Source organism: Bifidobacterium choloepi (assembly GCF_010667615.1).
Classification (GTDB): domain Bacteria; phylum Actinomycetota; class Actinomycetes; order Actinomycetales; family Bifidobacteriaceae; genus Bifidobacterium; species Bifidobacterium choloepi.
Window position 1 is genome coordinate 79,502 of sequence record NZ_VYSG01000001.1, and the last position, 15,694, is coordinate 95,195.

Consider the following 15,694-nt stretch of genomic DNA (forward strand, 5'->3'; position numbering starts at 1 on the left):
ATGGATCTTTACGAATATCAGGCGAGGGAACTGCTCGAGGAGCAGGGCATCCCGACGCCGCGGGCCGTCTATGCCGGTTCCGTCGAACACGTCGCCGACGCCGCGGAGACAATCGGGTTTCCGCTCGTCGTCAAGGGCCAGGCCAAGATCGGCCATCGTGGACAGGCCGGTGCCGTCAAGCTCGCCGCCGACCTCGACGATGCCGTCGCCATGGCGCGCGACATCATGCCGATGACCATTCACGGTCACCGCGTCAACGGCGTGCTGCTCGCCGAGGCCAAGAACGTCCTGCACGAATACTATGTCTCCATTTCCGTCGACCGCTCGTCGCGCGACTTCGACGTGCTCGCGACCGCCAACGGCGGCACCGAGGTCGAGGAAATCGCCCGCGAGCACCCCGAATCGGTCCGGCGCCTGCACATCGACGCGCTCGAGGACTTCGACCTCGAGGCCGCCACGCAGATGGCCGAGAGCATCGGCTTCTACCACGCCGACGTCGACCAGGCCGCCCGGATCCTGCTGAAGATGTGGCGGTGCTTCAAGGACAACGACGCCACGCTTGTCGAGATCAACCCGCTCGCGAAGGTCGGCGACCCCGACGACGAGGACAGCAAGGAACTCGTCGCGCTGGACGCGAAGATCTCGCTCGACGACAACGCCGCGTTCCGCCACGACGGCTGGGCCAGGTTCCGCGATCCGGTCGTCGCCGACGCCCTCGAGCGCGAGGCGAAGGACAACGGGCTGCACTACGTTCACCTGGACGGCGAAGTCGGCGTCATCGGCAATGGCGCGGGACTCGTCATGAGCTCGCTGGACGCCGTCGCCTACGCCGGCGAGGACCAGGGCAGCGGCGTCAAGGCCGCCAACTTCCTCGACATCGGCGGCGGCGCGTCGGCCTCCGTCATGGCGAAGAGCCTCGAACTCGTGCTGCGCGACCCGAAGGTCGAATCGGTGCTCATCAACGTCTATGGCGGCATCACGTCCTGCCAGACCGTCGCCGAGGGCGTCCTGGAGGCCGTCGCCGCGCTCGGCGTCGACAAGCCGATCGTCATCCGCTTCGACGGTAACGCCGCGGCCGAGGGCCTCGCCACGCTCGAGAAGGCGTCGCTGGACAATATCCACGTCGCCCGCACGATGGAGGACGCCGCCTCCCTCGCAGCGCAATACGCCGCGGACGCCATCGCAGCCAATGCCGCCAGCGCGGCCCGTCGTGAGGAGGACGAGCAATGACCGCATTCATCGAGGACGACGCCCCGGTCATCGTCCAGGGCATGACCGGACACCAGGGCATGACCCACACGGCCCGCATGCTCAAGGCCCGCACGAACATCGTCGGCGGCGTCAACCCGCGCAAGGCCGGCACGACCGTCCCGTTCGAGGACGCCGACGGCAACACCGTCGAGATTCCGGTCTTCGCCACCGTCCAGGAAGCGAAGGACGCCACCGGCGCGCAGGCGTCGGTCGTCTTCGTCCCGCCGAAATTCGCGAAGGGCGCGGTCGTCGAGGCCGTCGAGGCCAAGATGCCGGTCGTCGTCGTCATCACCGAGGGCATCCCGGTCGCCGACAGCGCCTACTTCGTCGAGCTCGCGCTCGAGAACGGCGTGCGGATCGTCGGACCGAACTGTCCCGGCCTGATGACGCTGCCGTCCGGCGAGGACAGCCACGGCGTCAACCTCGGCATCATTCCCGACGGCATCGTCTCCCGCGGCCCGCTCGGCCTCGTCTCGAAGTCCGGCACGCTGACCTACCAGATGATGGAGGAGCTGTCCGATATCGGCTTCACGGCCTGCCTCGGCGCCGGCGGCGACCCGATCGTCGGCACCACGCTGCAGGAAGCCCTCGAGGCGTTCGAGGCCGACGACGACACGAAGGCCGTCGTCATGATCGGCGAGATCGGTGGCAACGCCGAGCAGGACGCCGCGCAGTGGGCCGCCGCGCACATGACCAAGCCCGTCGTCGCCTACATCGCCGGCTTCACGGCCCCCGAAGGCAAGCAGATGGGTCACGCCGGCGCCATCGTCTCCGGCGGCAAGGGCACGGCCCAGGACAAGAAGGAAGCCCTCGAAGCCGCCGGCATTCCGGTCGGCAAGAGCCCGAAGGCCGCCGCCGACATCATGCGCGGACTGCTCGCCGACCTGTGAGCGGCACCGCATCACCATCACGCCACGGAAACGGAGTGCACCGGAACGTTGAACAACGGCAACGAACGCAAGGAACGCAGTGAACGCCATGAACGGTCCGGCCACCCCGTAGGCGGCTCCGGAGCCGTCCGCCTGCCGCACGTCACGGTGGCGCGGACGCTGCGACCGTGGATCCGCGGCCTGGTCGTCGCGGCCGCCCCGATGCTGCTGTTCGCGCTGGCGACCGGCTTCTTCATGGCTCTGGCGCTGCTCGTCTTCGCGATGGAGGAAGGCGGCGCCAGCATGTCCATGTACGCCTTCCCGCTGGCCAAGGCGCTCGTGCTGCTGGCACAGGGCGTCTCCTTCCACGCCGCCGGCATCGTCGTCGGCATCGTGCCGCTGTCGCTGACATTCCTGCTCATCCTGCTCGTGCGCACGTTCACGGCGCGCCTGTGCGCGAAACCGCAGGCATGGGTGTCCGGCACCGTGCTGTGGGTCGCGATGTCGCTGCTGTGCACGAGGGGGCTGACGGTCGGCCTGTACGACGACGGCTGGATCGTCGCCCTCAAGTCGGCGCTCGTCTTCACGATCGGATTTCTCTGGGGCTCGCTGCCGTCGTCGGCGCTGCGGCTGCGCGCCGTCGGCTACCTGCATTCCCATGTGTCCGAACCGGTGCGGCACACCGTGCTCTCCGGACTGTTCCTCGGCGTCCTGCTGCTCGGCATCTATGCGCTGGTCGGACTTGGCACGCTCGTCGCGTGGATCGTCCTCGACCACGGCGCCGTCGGCACGCTGTTCGACCTGCTCGGTGTCAAGACATGGTCGCGCGTCCTCATCGTCGTCATGTCGCTGGCCTGGCTGCCGAACCTCGTCGCCTGGGCGCTGTCGTGGCTCTTCGGCGCCGGATTCTCGATCGGCTCGCTCGCCAGCTTCACGCTGTGGAGCGGCTCGGGCAGCGACTTGCCGAGCCTGCCGGTCTTCGGCCTGTTTCCGGCCGCCGTCGACAGCCTCGCCGTCATCAACGTCGTCATGACCATTCCGCTCGTCGTCAGCGCCGTCGTCGCCGTCGTCGCGCTGCTGTGGCGTCGCGGCTTCCCGATCCGGCTCAGGGGCCGCGACCAGGATCCCGACCCGAAGACGATGCTTGTCAGTTTCGCCTATCCGGCCGGCGCGTTCTGTATCGCCGCCGTCGTCGTCTCGCTGCTGTCGAGCCTGATGTTCCTGCTGTCGAACGGCTCGCTCGGTGAAGGCAGGCTCAAGGACGTCGGCGTCGACGTCCTCGCCTCCACGCAGGCCGTCGCCAGGCCGACGGCCATGGGACTGTTCGGAGCGTGGCTCGCCGCGCTCGTCGTCACCGCCGCCGTCTTCGCCGTGCGCTGGGCGCTTGCCAGCCGGCGGGCGGCCGCTTCCAATGCCGCGCCGGTCGCCGCCGGCGATGCCGGGGAAACGACCCGGAAGAACCGAACGGTAAGCAACCGCAAGACCGGGAACGATTCTTCCGCTACAGTCGAAACCGCGGCCTCGCCACGGCGTCCCCGCATGGCCAAGTCCGACCGCGCGATCAAGTCGGACCCGGCCAAGCCCAACGATCACACCGGGGGAGAGAACAAGGCGCCTCGCCGCGTGAACTCCACCCGCAACGCGAAGGAGAACCAGGGTGACCACGAACCGACCACTACGACGGGCACTGGTATCGATCTATCATAAGGAGGGCATCGAGGTCCTTGCCGAGGCGTTCAGGAACGCCGGCACCGAAGTCGTCTCGACCGGCTCGACGGCGGCCAGGCTGGCCGAACTCGGCGTCGACGTGACCGAAGTCAGCGAGGTGACCGGCTTCCCCGAATGCCTCGACGGCCGCGTCAAGACGCTCGACCCGCACATCCACGCCGGCATCCTCGCCGACATGACGAACCCGGACCACGCCGCCCAGCTCGAATCGTTCGGCATCAGGCCCTTCGACCTCGTCGTCGTCAACCTCTATCCGTTCGCCGACACCGTGCGCTCCGGCGCCGGCGAAGCCGACATCGTCGAGAAGATCGACATCGGCGGCCCGTCGATGGTCCGCGGCGCCGCGAAGAACTCCGCCACCGTCGCCGTCGTCACCGATCCGGCCGACTACGCGCTCGTCGCCGAACGCGTCGCCAATGGCGAGGGCTTCTCGCTCGAGGAACGCCGCTGGCTGGCCGGCAAGGCCTTCGCCCACACCGGCGCCTACGACGCGACGATCGCCGAATGGACGACGAGGCACTGGACGAAGCCGGCCTCGATCGCCGATTCGCAGCGCGCCCTGGCCGGCGATGACCAGCCGTACGCCGTCGAGGCAAGGAAGGAAGAACAGTTCCCCGCCGCGTACACGCGCACCTGGAACCGCGAACACATCCTGCGCTACGGCGAGAACCCGCACCAGCTCGCCGCACTGTACACCGATCCGCTCAACACCCGCGGCTTCGCCCATGCCGAGCAGCTCGGCGGCAAGCCGATGAGCTACAACAACTACGTTGACGCCGACGCCGCCTGGCGCGCCGTCTGGGACTTCGCCCCGCAAATCGCCGTCGCCGTCGTCAAGCACAACAATCCGTGCGGCCTGGCCATCGGCGAGACCGTCGCCGAGGCGCACCTCAAGGCCCACGCCTGCGACCCGATGAGCGCCTACGGCGGCGTCATCGCCGCCAACGCGACCGTCACGCTCGAGATGGCCGAAAACGTGCGCCCGATCTTCACCGAGGTCATCGTCGCCCCCGACTACGAGCCGGAAGCGCTGGCGCTGCTGCAGGCGAAGAAAAAGAACCTGCGCATCCTCAAGGTCGCCGAGCCGCCGACCTCGAAGTTCCAGTTCCGCCAGATCGACGGCGGCCTGCTCGTCCAGTCCACGGACCTGATCGACGCCGTAGGCGACCGTCCAGACGCCTGGAAGCTCGTCTCCGGCGACGCCGCGGACGACGCCACGCTCAAGGACCTCGAGTTCGCATGGCGCGCCTGCCGCTGCGTCAAGTCGAACGCCATCCTCATCGCGAAGGACGAGGCGACGGTCGGCATCGGCATGGGCCAGGTCAACCGCGTGGACTCCGCCAACCTCGCCGTCGAGCGCGCCAACACGCTCGACGACGGCAGGAACCGCACGAACGGCGCCGTCGCGGCGTCCGACGCGTTCTTCCCGTTCGCCGACGGCGCGGAAATCCTCATCGACGCCGGCGTCAGGGCCATCGTCCAGCCCGGCGGCTCCATCCGCGACGAGGAAGTCTTCGAGGCGGCCCGCAAGGCCAACGTGACGATGTACGTGACGGGCACCCGCCACTTCTTCCACTGACCGTTCACGGACCGCAGACGGCAATGCCCGCGAAACCGCATTGGTTTCGCGGGCATTGCCGTCTGCGGAGGACCGGCGCGTGTATAGTGGAACTCCGTTACGACGTCGCCGACCCTATCCGAGGTAATTCCATGAGCAACCATCCGTATGTCTCCGAGGACCGAGAAGGCAAGCCGTGGTTCGAATGGGCCGTGGCGGCATGCGTCGTGCTGTGCGCGGTGGCCGCCATCCTCGGACATGAAATGGCCGCCACCGCGATCATCGCGGTGGCGGCCATCGCCACGGGCGTCGTCCGCCTCGTCATGCGCGAGCGCAGTCCGTGGAAGGTGCGTTCCGTGGCGTTCGATTCGATCATCGGAATCGGATTCGGCATCGGCGTGATGCTACTCTTCCTCTCCATTCGACTCCTGAGCTTCTAGCGCATTCGCCTCGGCTCCGGTCAGCGGCTGGTCCTCGAACGTCGTGTCGCTGTTGGACTGCTCGAGGTAGGCGCCGCCTTCGGCATCCTCGGCGTCTTCCATCGCGGCGGCCGCCGGATCGGTCTCGACGAGGACGTCGGAATCGGCGTGCGCCGAGATGAGCTGGGCGACGATGATGACGAGCGCGACGATGGCCGCGCCGAGGATGGAGCACACCCAGAAGACCCACAGCTGCTGCAGCGGTTCCTGCGTCAGGCCCTCGTTCTGGCCGAAGATCGCGATGCCGGTGGCGCGGATCGGGTTGATCGAGGCGCCGGTGACCGGGAATGCCATCGCCACGCCGGTGGCATAGGCCAGGCCCATGACGAGCGTGTGCTGCTTCTCCGGCTTGCCGTCGCGCTTCATCGTCTGCATGGCGGCGGCCACGACGATGATCGAGGCGGCGAGCTCGACGACGATGGCGACGGTGACGTTGAACGTCAGGCCCAGCGAGCTCAGCGACGTGTACAGCACCGAACCCTGGTCGAAACCGTTGACGGCCAGGTTGAACCACTGGCCGGCCGTGATCGACGACGACGTCGGGATGATCAGCTTGAACAGGCCGCCGGCGCAGATGCAGCCGACGAGCTGGGCGACGATGTACAGGATGCCGTCGAGGACGCGCGTCTTCGACGTCAGCATCGCGGCCACCGTGATGGCCGGATTGAACTGGGCGCCGGAGATCTTGCCGAAGATCGCCGTCATCGTCGCGTAGACGACGCCGGTGCCGAGCGCGATGAACGCCATGTTCGTGCTGTAGAACACCGTGCCGAACGAGCACATCAGGTAGATCGCGAGGCAGATCAGCAGGCTGCCCGCGAATTCGGAGAGCACGCGGGCCCACAGGCCGTGCTTCTCCCGGGGCGCGGCCTGCTGCTCGACGACGATATCATTGTCAACTGCAGTCATTTGGACTTTCCTTCGATTTCTCATGCCGGTCGCGGAATCCCTGGAGACGCCGGACCGGAGCGTGCGGCGGAAGTGCATCCGCCCGTTGGCCATGGCATAATGCACGGCACCGTTGTACAATACTAGACGTTGACTTTGCCGTTTCCTGTGAATTGGGCAAACGTCGAAACACACGGTCGCACCGGCTCGGGACAGCTACCCGCCGCGCGGCCATCGCATACATGTATACAACGGTCACGTTGGGAGAACGATGCCACACGCATACAGTCACGCCAAGAAGGCGCACGAAGACAACACGAACGAGGGGATCCGCCTGCAGAAGCTGCTGGCGCAGGCCGGGTTCGGTTCGCGCCGCAAGTGCGAGGAAATGATCACCGAAGGCCGCGTCGAGGTCGACGGCGAACTGGTCACGACGCTCGGCACGCGCGTCGATCCGAAGAAGCAGCGCATCCGGGTGGACGGTTCGCGCGTCAACCTCAACACCCATCACGTCACGCTGGCCCTCAACAAGCCGAAGAAGGTCCTCAGCGCGATGGAAGACCCGAAGGGACGCTACACGCTGGCCGACATCGTCGGCGACAAGTACGACCGCATCTTCCACATGGGGCGCCTCGACTACGATTCCGAGGGCCTCATCCTGATGACGAACGACGGCGAGCTGAGCCAGCACGTCATGCATCCGAAGTACGAGGTCGAGAAGACCTACATCGCCACGCTCGAGGGCCACCTGTCCGGCAATGTCTGCCACCGCCTCGTCAGGACCGGTGTGCAGCTCGACGACGGCTGGATCAAGCTCGACAAGTGCACGATCCTCGATTCCGGCCGCGACCAGACGATCGTCAGGGTGGTGCTCCACTCCGGCAAGAACCGCATCGTGCGCCGCATCTTCGGCTCGATCGGCTTTCCGGTGCGCCGCCTGGTGCGCACGCAGATCGGCCCGATCAAGCTCGGCGACCTGAAGCCCGGCTCCTACCGCGTGCTCTCGCAGACCGAGGTCCGTTCGCTGCAGAAGGCGGTGGGCCTGTGATCCGCGTGGCAATGGACGGCCCCGCCGGCGTCGGCAAGTCGTCGACGGCCAAGGCGCTGGCCAAGTACTTCGGATTCGCCTACCTGGACACCGGCGCCATGTACCGCGCCTGCGCCTGGTGGTGCATGAACCGGGGCATCGACCTGGACGCCGAGGACATCAGCGAGCAGGAAGTCACCGAGACCGTCGGCGCATTCTTCACCGACGGTCACTTCGACATCTCCGTCGACCCGGACGATCCGCGCGTCTTCGCCGACGGCGAGGACATCTCGCAGGCCATCCGGTCCGCCGACGTCTCGTCGCACGTCTCGAAGGTGTCCAACATCATCCCGGTGCGCCACGTGCTGATCGCGGCACAGCGCGCCTACATCGCCGCCGAGGCCGTGGACGAATCGTTCTCCGGCGGCAAGGGCATCGTCGCCGAGGGACGCGACATCACGACGGTCGTCGCTCCCGACGCCGAAGTGCGCATCCTGCTGACGGCCCGCGAGGAAGTGCGCCAGGCTCGCCGCAATGGCCAGTCGGCCGGCAACGGCGTCGGCGCCGACAACGTCGCCGCCCGCGACAGGATGGACTCGAAGGTGACGTCGTTCATGGAGGCTTCCGACGGCGTGACGACCGTCGACAACTCCGACCTGACGTTCGAGGAGACGTGCGACGTGCTCGTCGGCATCGTAGAGGACGCCATCGAGGAACAGGAGTACGAACGTTACGTCGCCAACCTCGAGGGCTACGAGCTCGACGAGGGCGACGAGGGCCTGATCGACGGCTCGTCGTTCGCCGACCGCCGCGACGACAACGCCGCGAAGGAAGTCGGCGTGCTCGCCGTCGTCGGACGGCCGAACGTCGGCAAGTCGACGCTCGTCAACCGCATCCTCGGCCGCCGCGCCGCCGTCGTCGAGGACACGCCGGGCGTCACGCGCGACCGAGTCAGCTACGACGCCGAATGGCGCGGCACCGACTTCAAGCTCGTCGACACCGGCGGCTGGGAAGCCGACGTCGAGGGCATCGACTCGGCCATCGCCTCGCAGGCGCAGATCGCCGTCCAGCTCGCCGACGCCGTCGTCTTCGTCGTCGACGGACAGGTCGGCCTGACGGCGACCGACGAGCGGATCGTCAAGATGCTGCGCTCGTCCGGCAAGCCGGTGACCGTCGCCGTCAACAAGATCGACGACCAGGTGTCCGAATACATGGCCGCCGAATTCTGGAAGCTCGGCCTGGGCGAACCGTACCCGGTGTCCGCCATGCACGGCAGGGGAGTGGGCGACCTGCTCGACGTCGCCCTCGACAAGCTCGAGCAGGCCGAACGCACGTCCGGTTTCCTGACCCCCGGCAACCTGCGCCGCGTTGCGCTCGTCGGCCGTCCGAACGTCGGCAAGTCGTCGCTGCTCAACCAGCTGTCGCACTCCGAACGCGCAGTCGTCAACGACCTGGCCGGCACCACGCGCGATCCGGTCGACGAGATCGTCCACCTGGACGGCGAGGACTGGCTGTTCATCGACACGGCCGGCATCAAGCGCCGCCTGCACAAGCTGTCCGGCGCCGAATACTATTCGTCGCTGCGCACGCAGGCCGCCATCGAACGCGCCGAGCTCGCGCTCGTGCTGTTCGACGCCTCCGAGCCGATCTCCGACCAGGACCTCAAGGTCATGAGCTCGGCCGTCGACGCCGGCCGCGCCGTCGTGCTCGTGTTCAACAAGTGGGATCTCATGGACGAATTCGACCGCCAGCGCATGGAGCGCCTGTGGAAGACCGAATTCGACCGCGTGCCGTGGGCCCAGCGCGTCAACCTGTCCGCGAAGACCGGCTGGCACACGAACCGCCTGACCCGTGCCATGCACACGGCCCTCGAGTCCTGGGACAAGCGCATTCCGACCGGCAAGCTCAACGCGTTCCTCGGCAAGATCCAGGCCGCCCACCCGCATCCGCTGCGCGGCGGCAAGCAGCCGAGGATCCTGTTCGCCACGCAGGCCTCGACGAGGCCGCCCCGCTTCGTGATCTTCGCGACCGGCTTCCTCGAGCACGGCTACCGCCGCTACCTCGAGCGCCAGCTGCGCGAGGAATTCGGCTTCGAGGGCACGCCGATCCAGATCAGCGTGAACATCCGCGAGAAGAAGAAGCGCAAGTAGCATTCGCCGCAACGCGACATGGCCTTCCTCCAGCCCATCCGGGGCCGGCAGGAAGGCTTTTTTGTCGCCATTCCTCACGCCGTCGCGGCCGGCCATGTCCTCAGCGAGCAGAAGAAGTCGGCGCCGGACACCGCCGAATCTCCTACAGTGAATGGCAACCATTCACCACTTACGGAAGGAAGGCCGCTCATGACGCAGGATCATGGCATCGGAGGATTCAATGGCAAGGCCGCGCTGTACGACAGCTCGCGTCCGGGATACGCGCCGGCGCTGTTCGAGACGCTGAAGGCGCAGTGCGGATTGGACGCGACGTCGCCGATCGTCGAGGTCGGCGCCGGTACCGGCAAGTTTACGGTCGGCCTGCTGGGCATCAGCGGCCGGGTGACGGCCGTCGAGCCGAATCCGGACATGCGCGCGATCGGCGAGCGGCTGCGCGATCACTATCCGACACTGACCGTCGTCGACGGCACCGACGTCCACACCGGCCTGCCGGACCATTGCGCCGACCTGATCTGCGCGGCGCAGGCGTTCCACTGGTTCGACGTCGACGGCTTCCGCAAGGAAAGCCTGCGCGTATTGAAGGAAAGCGACCGTTCGTACGCCGCGCTGGTCTGGAATACCCACAACCGCAACGACGAGGTCTGGCATCGCGTGCGTGCCGCAATGGCCGAGGTCAACGAGGATTTCCCGGGGGAGATGGCCGACCTGATCGCCGACGCCGGCGAAATCGGCACCTATTTCGGCGGCCCGTTCGAGCACTTCGAGTTTCCAAACGCCCAGCGCTACGACGAGGAATCCTTCGTCACACGCTGCCAGTCGTCCTCCTGGGCGCCATCGCCACAGGACGGGACGTTCGAGACCTATACCGCCGCCATCCGCGATATCTTCCACTCGTTCGCCCGCGACGGCCACGTGACGCTGCAGATGAACAGCGAACTGTACCTGGGGCACGTCGCCGCATGATGACGAATTCTGTTCGTTGCCCTGCGACCGCATGGCGCGGATGAATCGTTGCTGACAACAAGAACGGTCCTGTCGCCGGGAAGAACCCGTCGACAGGACCGTTTCGCTTGGTCGGACCAGCGGGATTTGAACCCGCGACCCCTTGACCCCCAGTCAAGTGCGCTACCAAACTGCGCTATGGTCCGGACGGTGAAGAATCACCGAAGAGAAAACTTACCATCGGTGAGTCGTTTATGCAAATCGGCACGAGCGCCGGGGTGTTGAAGATGCATGAGAGGAAGGCGCGCGGTCTTGCGCTGGCTGGTACGCTTGCGCTACGGAAATAATTCCGACGACTCCACCGGTGCTGGGGCGTAGCGCTCAACGACGAGAGGACATAAAAATGGGGCATCTTGGTTGCCGTTGCGGAGGCTGCATTCATGACACTGTGATTCCCAGCAGCGTGTCATTTGACTTCTTGCCGAACACCCTAGTCAGGACGGCTGGCGAGGTAACGATTGACGAGGCCCAATATGAGCATGGAGCAAGAAATTTCTGGTTCTGTCCCCACTATTGTTGCGGATTCATGATGGAAGATCCGCAGTCCGGTCTCTTTTCCCGTTACCTTGAACCGGTCCGTGTGGCTTGCCTGCCCGACCGGCTGTTTGCCGACGGTAATTCCGATGATGCTTATGCCGATCATGTCGGCGTCGTTCTTGCCGATAGTTTCTATGGGCTGGTATTCGATCAGTTCGAACAGTTCAACTCTTCCCCGACCGATGACGGTGACGATGATTGGGACATCCCTGACGAGTGGCCCACGCTTGCGCAAGTCAGTGAGACGGTCTTCGACAGTCCCTCGCCTTCGGTTCCCCAGTGGTGGCATGCCGTATTCGACGGCACTTATCTAGTGTTATATGACGAGAGTCGACGTGTCAGGCCAGTTGCCGCATGGCATATGGTCCAGGGAGACAACCGAGGCTTGCCGAAACCGGAGACGTTCAGACAATGCCGCGACATCGGATTGCTGCGCGCGCTGAGTGCCGGTAACCAATTGCGCTATCTCGCCGAACAAATACCGGTTGGTCGGACGCTGGACGCGCTGGCATATGGTGACCTTAGGTCGCCCGTGATGCAGAAAGCCGAAGTCGCTTGGAAGTGGTGGGTGGACAATACCGGCCCCGAACTGCTGCCATCTGGTCGACAAGACGAGATGCTGGGACGGCAAGCGAGCGGATGTGTCGGAGAACGCGGTCAACTGCCATTCGGCACGTATATGGCTCGCGTCCGGGACCAGTTCGAGCGTCGTGAATACGTCACCGCATTGTGCATCAAGGATGGAACACTCGTGAGCATGGGTTGCGAATGTCTGCAAGAACGCGAGTGTGCTCATCCGGACAAGCCCTTCGAGATTTGCGCGCATTTGACGGGTGCCGTATTGGCGATCCGGGAATTGCCGAATTCCTATTTCGAATTCGTCGCCACCGGTCGGAGCTGGCCTGACGTGCTGTTCAATGGAAACCTTGGTCCTTACCCTGCGCATCCAGATCGGGGAGATTTGGTCCCGTATTTCATTGCTCTTTTCCATCACCGGCAACTTATGCCGGAATTGGAGAATCTACGTGATCTGGAGGCGGTCGGACCCACGCATGCCATCGAGTATGCCTTGGAAGTGGCGCGCTTGCATGATCTCGTTGTTCCGCGAATTATTCGCGATGTAGCCATGGAATGTCTCTTCGAAGGTAATGATGAATGATGGGCCTAGACACTTCCTAGCTGTCCAAAGACTCCGGATGCTCCGCCACGTAGGCACAGGTCTCGCGACGAGCCTGGTTGTTGACGGCGTTGACAAAGCGGATGGCCGGCTTGAGGCTTTTCGGATGCACTTCGGTCATCCACGCGAAGTCGGGCCCCTCGATGACGACGTATTTCTCGCCGCCCTTGCGTTTCTTGAACGCGAACGCGAAGATGCCGAGCAGCAGGAGACGGGTGAGCGTGACGCGCGACTGCATTTCGGTGCCGTTCATGATCGACGCGTTGACCATGACCAGCGGATGTCGTTCGCCCTTGCAGGCGATCTGGTGCTGGTAGAGCGTGATGCGCACGGCGTCGTTGCCGATGAAACTGCTGACGTAGGAGCCGCGTTCGGCCTGGTCGGCCTTCCTCGTGAACATGGCGGCCGAGCGCTTCGCCGAACGCAGTGCCGTGCGAACGGTGCCGAGACGATAGCGTGCCCGCTCTCGTGCCTTGCGGAATTCGTCGAGGTCGCGGCGAATTGCCTCGCGCTCGTTACTTCGCAGCAACCGTCGACGTCCGGCAATGTCCTGGCGTGAGGGAGGGGCGGGATAGGTCTGGTTGGCCAGCAGCGCGAGTTCGGCATTGCCGGCAGCCCGGCGCGATTTTTTCCGTGCCGCCAGCGCCAGCCGCCAGTCGGTCATGAATCGCCGGTACTGGCCCGTGGCGGCGTCCAGCAGCTGTTGCAGTTCGCCAGCCTGCTCGAGTATTAGCGCCGCCGCGGCCTGTCGGGTGGACACGATGACGTCGCGTTGCTGGCTGCCGTAGCGTTCGGTTCCCTCGAAACCGGCGACGGTCGCCCCAATTCGTTCCGCGAACGATTCGGCCTCGCTTGCCGCGCCACGGAAATCGAGTTCGGATCGCTGCAGCACCGCGTCCTGTGCCTCGGCCGCGGCTTGCGCCTCGTCGCGCGTTGTCAATTCGTCGAGCATGACGCTAGCTTATCGTGCGGAAGACGTCCCGTGGCGGGAATCGTGCAAACATGAACGATTCCCGCGAAAATACGATTCCTGCGAAGACGGCGGCGCGCTGGCGACCATGTCACATGCCGGGCTGTTCCTTTTCCTCCGGCTCTTCCCGGAAGATGCCGATGACCCCCACGATGGCGGCAACCAGGATAAGAGGTGCGCATACCCATGGCGAGAAGCCCGCAATCTTGAGGGCGAGCGCGATGACGACCAGCACGACGGCGACGACAATGAACCACTTTTTCTTGACGTTCTTCATGGCGGTTCATTCTAGTCGCGTTATGCCGAGGGCTCAAATGCATACCTTTCCGATGTTCGGTTGCGATAATGCCCGCTATCGTTGGAATGTCCGGCGTCGCGGACAATGTCATCGACGACGGTCGTCGCCGGAACGCCGCATGAAAATAACGATTGAATTGAAGAGAAAAAAGATGGAAAAATAGTCCGCATTTCTCTGAAAAATCACGAAAAAGGTGCGGTATCCGGAAAACGCCGCTACACTGGACACCGTTACACGACTTGGAAAGGGTACCCCGGACATGGCAGACGTGTTTGAGCACTCCGCGCAGAAGATGCGTGAGCACGGCATGAGCAGCACGGCGATCTCGCAGTTCGAACGTCTCTACAATGTGTGGAGCAACGGCGACGACACGAGCTGGATCCGCGAGGAGGACGTGGATCCGCTGGTCCGCATACCCAGCTTCCACGATGTCTACGAGACGATCAACCACGACAAGGCGATCGACGCGTTCGCGAAGACGGCGTTCCTGAAGCTCAATGGCGGCCTCGGCACGTCGATGGGCCTCGACTGCGCGAAGTCGTTGCTGGCGGTGCGCCGTCACAAGGCCAAGCCGATGCGCTTCATCGACATCATCCTCGGCCAGGTCGTCACGGCGAGGACGCGGCTCGGCATCGAGCTGCCGCTGACGCTGATGAATTCGTTCCGCACGTCGAAGGACACGATGAAGGTCGTCGACCACAATCCGTACTTCCATCAGGAAGGCGTGCCGACCGAGATCATCCAGCACCAGGAGCCGAAGATCGAGGCGGACAGCGGGCTGCCCGTCGACTATCCGGCCGATCCCAGCCTCGAATGGTGCCCGCCGGGCCACGGCGACCTGTACGCGACGATCTGGGAGTCCGGCTTGCTGGACATCCTCGAGCGACGCGGATTCCAGTACCTGTTCATTTCGAATTCGGACAATCTCGGCGCGCGTCCGTCGCGCACGCTGGCCCAGCATTTCGAGAACACCGGCGCCCCGATCATGATCGAGGTGGCGCGCCGCACGCCGGCCGACCGCAAGGGCGGCCACATCGTGCGCGACAAGCGCACCGGACGCCTGATGCTGCGCGAGATGACGCAGGTCCATCCCGATGACAAGGCCGACGCGATGGACATCCACAAGCATCCGTATTTCAACACGAACAGCATCTGGGTGCGCATCGACGCGCTCAGGGAATTGCTCGAGAAGTACGACGGCGTGCTGCCGCTGCCGGTCATCCGCAACGCGAAGACCGTCGATCCGACCAATCCGGACTCGACGAAGGTCATCCAGCTCGAGACGGCAATGGGCGCCGCCGTCGGCCTGTTCGACGGCGCGATCTGCGTGGAGGTCGACCGCATGCGCTTCCTGCCGGTCAAGACGACCGACGACCTGTTCATCATGCGTTCCGACCGGTTCCACCTGACCGACTCCTACGAGATGGAGGACGGCAACTACCTGTTCCCTGACGTCAAGCTCGATCCGCGCTACTACAAGAACATCCACGACTTCGACGAACGGTTCCCGTACTCGGTGCCGTCGCTGGCCGCCGCCAACTCGGTGACGATCGAGGGCGACTGGACGTTCGGCCGCAACGTCAGCTTCTACGGCGATGCCGTGCTGTCCGATTCGGGACGGCCCAACTACGTGCCGAACGGCGAGTATGTCGGTCCGCAGGGCGTCGAACCCGACGAATGGACGTTCCACAACATCGTCGGCAAGTGACGACCGGCGTCGATTCCGCGTCATGATTTCCGTGGCCGGCCGTGTCGAAGAC

Annotated in this window: 13 protein-coding genes and 1 tRNA gene; 10 read left to right on the forward strand and 4 right to left on the reverse strand. The window is 64.9% G+C overall.

All coding sequences use genetic code 11. The features are described from left to right. The 5 genes from sucC to F6S87_RS00425 all read left to right on the forward strand — a co-directional run bounded on the left by sucC (window position 1) and on the right by F6S87_RS00425 (window position 5,846). Window positions 1-1,230 carry an ADP-forming succinate--CoA ligase subunit beta gene (sucC, locus tag F6S87_RS00405; protein ID WP_163226716.1) on the forward strand — a complete coding sequence of 410 codons (1,230 nt, stop codon included), beginning with the start codon at window positions 1-3 and terminating at the stop codon, window positions 1,228-1,230. Then, window positions 1,227-2,141 (forward strand): succinate--CoA ligase subunit alpha, encoded by a 915-nt coding sequence (gene sucD / locus F6S87_RS00410; RefSeq protein WP_163226717.1) that lies wholly within the window; start codon window positions 1,227-1,229, stop codon window positions 2,139-2,141. Before sucC ends, sucD begins: the two co-directional genes overlap by 4 nt. Before the next feature lie 48 nt (window positions 2,142-2,189). Further along, window positions 2,190-3,827, forward strand: a complete 1,638-nt coding sequence (locus F6S87_RS00415) for a cell division protein PerM (RefSeq protein WP_163226718.1) — start codon at window positions 2,190-2,192, stop codon at window positions 3,825-3,827. Further along, window positions 3,778-5,427 carry a bifunctional phosphoribosylaminoimidazolecarboxamide formyltransferase/IMP cyclohydrolase gene (purH, locus tag F6S87_RS00420; protein ID WP_163226719.1) on the forward strand — a complete coding sequence of 550 codons (1,650 nt, stop codon included), beginning with the start codon at window positions 3,778-3,780 and terminating at the stop codon, window positions 5,425-5,427. The genes F6S87_RS00415 and purH overlap by 50 nt, the downstream gene beginning before the upstream one ends. A 131-nt stretch (window positions 5,428-5,558) precedes the next feature. Further along, window positions 5,559-5,846, forward strand: coding sequence for a DUF3017 domain-containing protein (locus F6S87_RS00425; RefSeq protein ID WP_163226720.1), 288 nt, complete (start codon window positions 5,559-5,561; stop codon window positions 5,844-5,846). Here F6S87_RS00425 and F6S87_RS00430 read toward each other — a convergent pair. After that, window positions 5,811-6,794 (reverse strand): MIP/aquaporin family protein, encoded by a 984-nt coding sequence (locus tag F6S87_RS00430; RefSeq protein ID WP_163226721.1) that lies wholly within the window; start codon window positions 6,792-6,794, stop codon window positions 5,811-5,813. The genes F6S87_RS00425 and F6S87_RS00430 overlap by 36 nt on opposite strands. Before the next feature lie 250 nt (window positions 6,795-7,044). Between F6S87_RS00430 and F6S87_RS00435 the strand changes: the two genes are divergently transcribed. The 3 genes from F6S87_RS00435 (at window position 7,045) to F6S87_RS00445 (ending at window position 10,913) form a co-directional block, all read left to right on the forward strand. Beyond that, window positions 7,045-7,821: a pseudouridine synthase gene (locus F6S87_RS00435; protein WP_163226722.1), complete on the forward strand. Its 777-nt coding sequence runs from the start codon at window positions 7,045-7,047 to the stop codon at window positions 7,819-7,821. Next, window positions 7,818-9,950: a bifunctional cytidylate kinase/GTPase Der gene (gene der / locus F6S87_RS00440; RefSeq protein ID WP_163226723.1), complete on the forward strand. Its 2,133-nt coding sequence runs from the start codon at window positions 7,818-7,820 to the stop codon at window positions 9,948-9,950. The genes F6S87_RS00435 and der overlap by 4 nt, the downstream gene beginning before the upstream one ends. A 189-nt stretch (window positions 9,951-10,139) precedes the next feature. After that, on the forward strand, window positions 10,140-10,913 hold the full coding sequence (locus F6S87_RS00445; RefSeq protein WP_163226724.1) for a class I SAM-dependent methyltransferase: 774 nt from the start codon (window positions 10,140-10,142) through the stop codon (window positions 10,911-10,913). 108 nt (window positions 10,914-11,021) lie between these two features. On the opposite strand, the gene F6S87_RS00450 is transcribed toward F6S87_RS00445, so the two are convergent. Beyond that, a tRNA-Pro gene (locus F6S87_RS00450) sits at window positions 11,022-11,098 on the reverse strand. A gap of 380 nt (window positions 11,099-11,478) precedes the next feature. Here F6S87_RS00450 and F6S87_RS00455 point away from each other — a divergent pair. Next, window positions 11,479-12,648: a hypothetical protein gene (locus F6S87_RS00455; protein ID WP_163226725.1), complete on the forward strand. Its 1,170-nt coding sequence runs from the start codon at window positions 11,479-11,481 to the stop codon at window positions 12,646-12,648. A gap of 16 nt (window positions 12,649-12,664) precedes the next feature. Here the strand turns inward: F6S87_RS00455 and F6S87_RS00460 are convergent, their stop codons facing one another. Together F6S87_RS00460 and F6S87_RS00465 are read right to left on the reverse strand one after the other, a co-directional pair. Further along, window positions 12,665-13,618, reverse strand: a complete 954-nt coding sequence (locus F6S87_RS00460) for a hypothetical protein (protein ID WP_163226726.1) — start codon at window positions 13,616-13,618, stop codon at window positions 12,665-12,667. Window positions 13,619-13,727: 109 nt separating this feature from the next. After that, window positions 13,728-13,913, reverse strand: a complete 186-nt coding sequence (locus F6S87_RS00465; protein ID WP_163226727.1) for a hypothetical protein — start codon at window positions 13,911-13,913, stop codon at window positions 13,728-13,730. 280 nt (window positions 13,914-14,193) lie between these two features. Between F6S87_RS00465 and F6S87_RS00470 the strand changes: the two genes are divergently transcribed. Continuing rightward, the gene (locus tag F6S87_RS00470) at window positions 14,194-15,642 is read left to right on the forward strand and encodes a UTP--glucose-1-phosphate uridylyltransferase (RefSeq protein ID WP_163226728.1); all 1,449 of its coding nucleotides are present in this window, start codon (window positions 14,194-14,196) and stop codon (window positions 15,640-15,642) included. The last annotated feature ends 52 nt before the right edge of the window (window positions 15,643-15,694 follow it).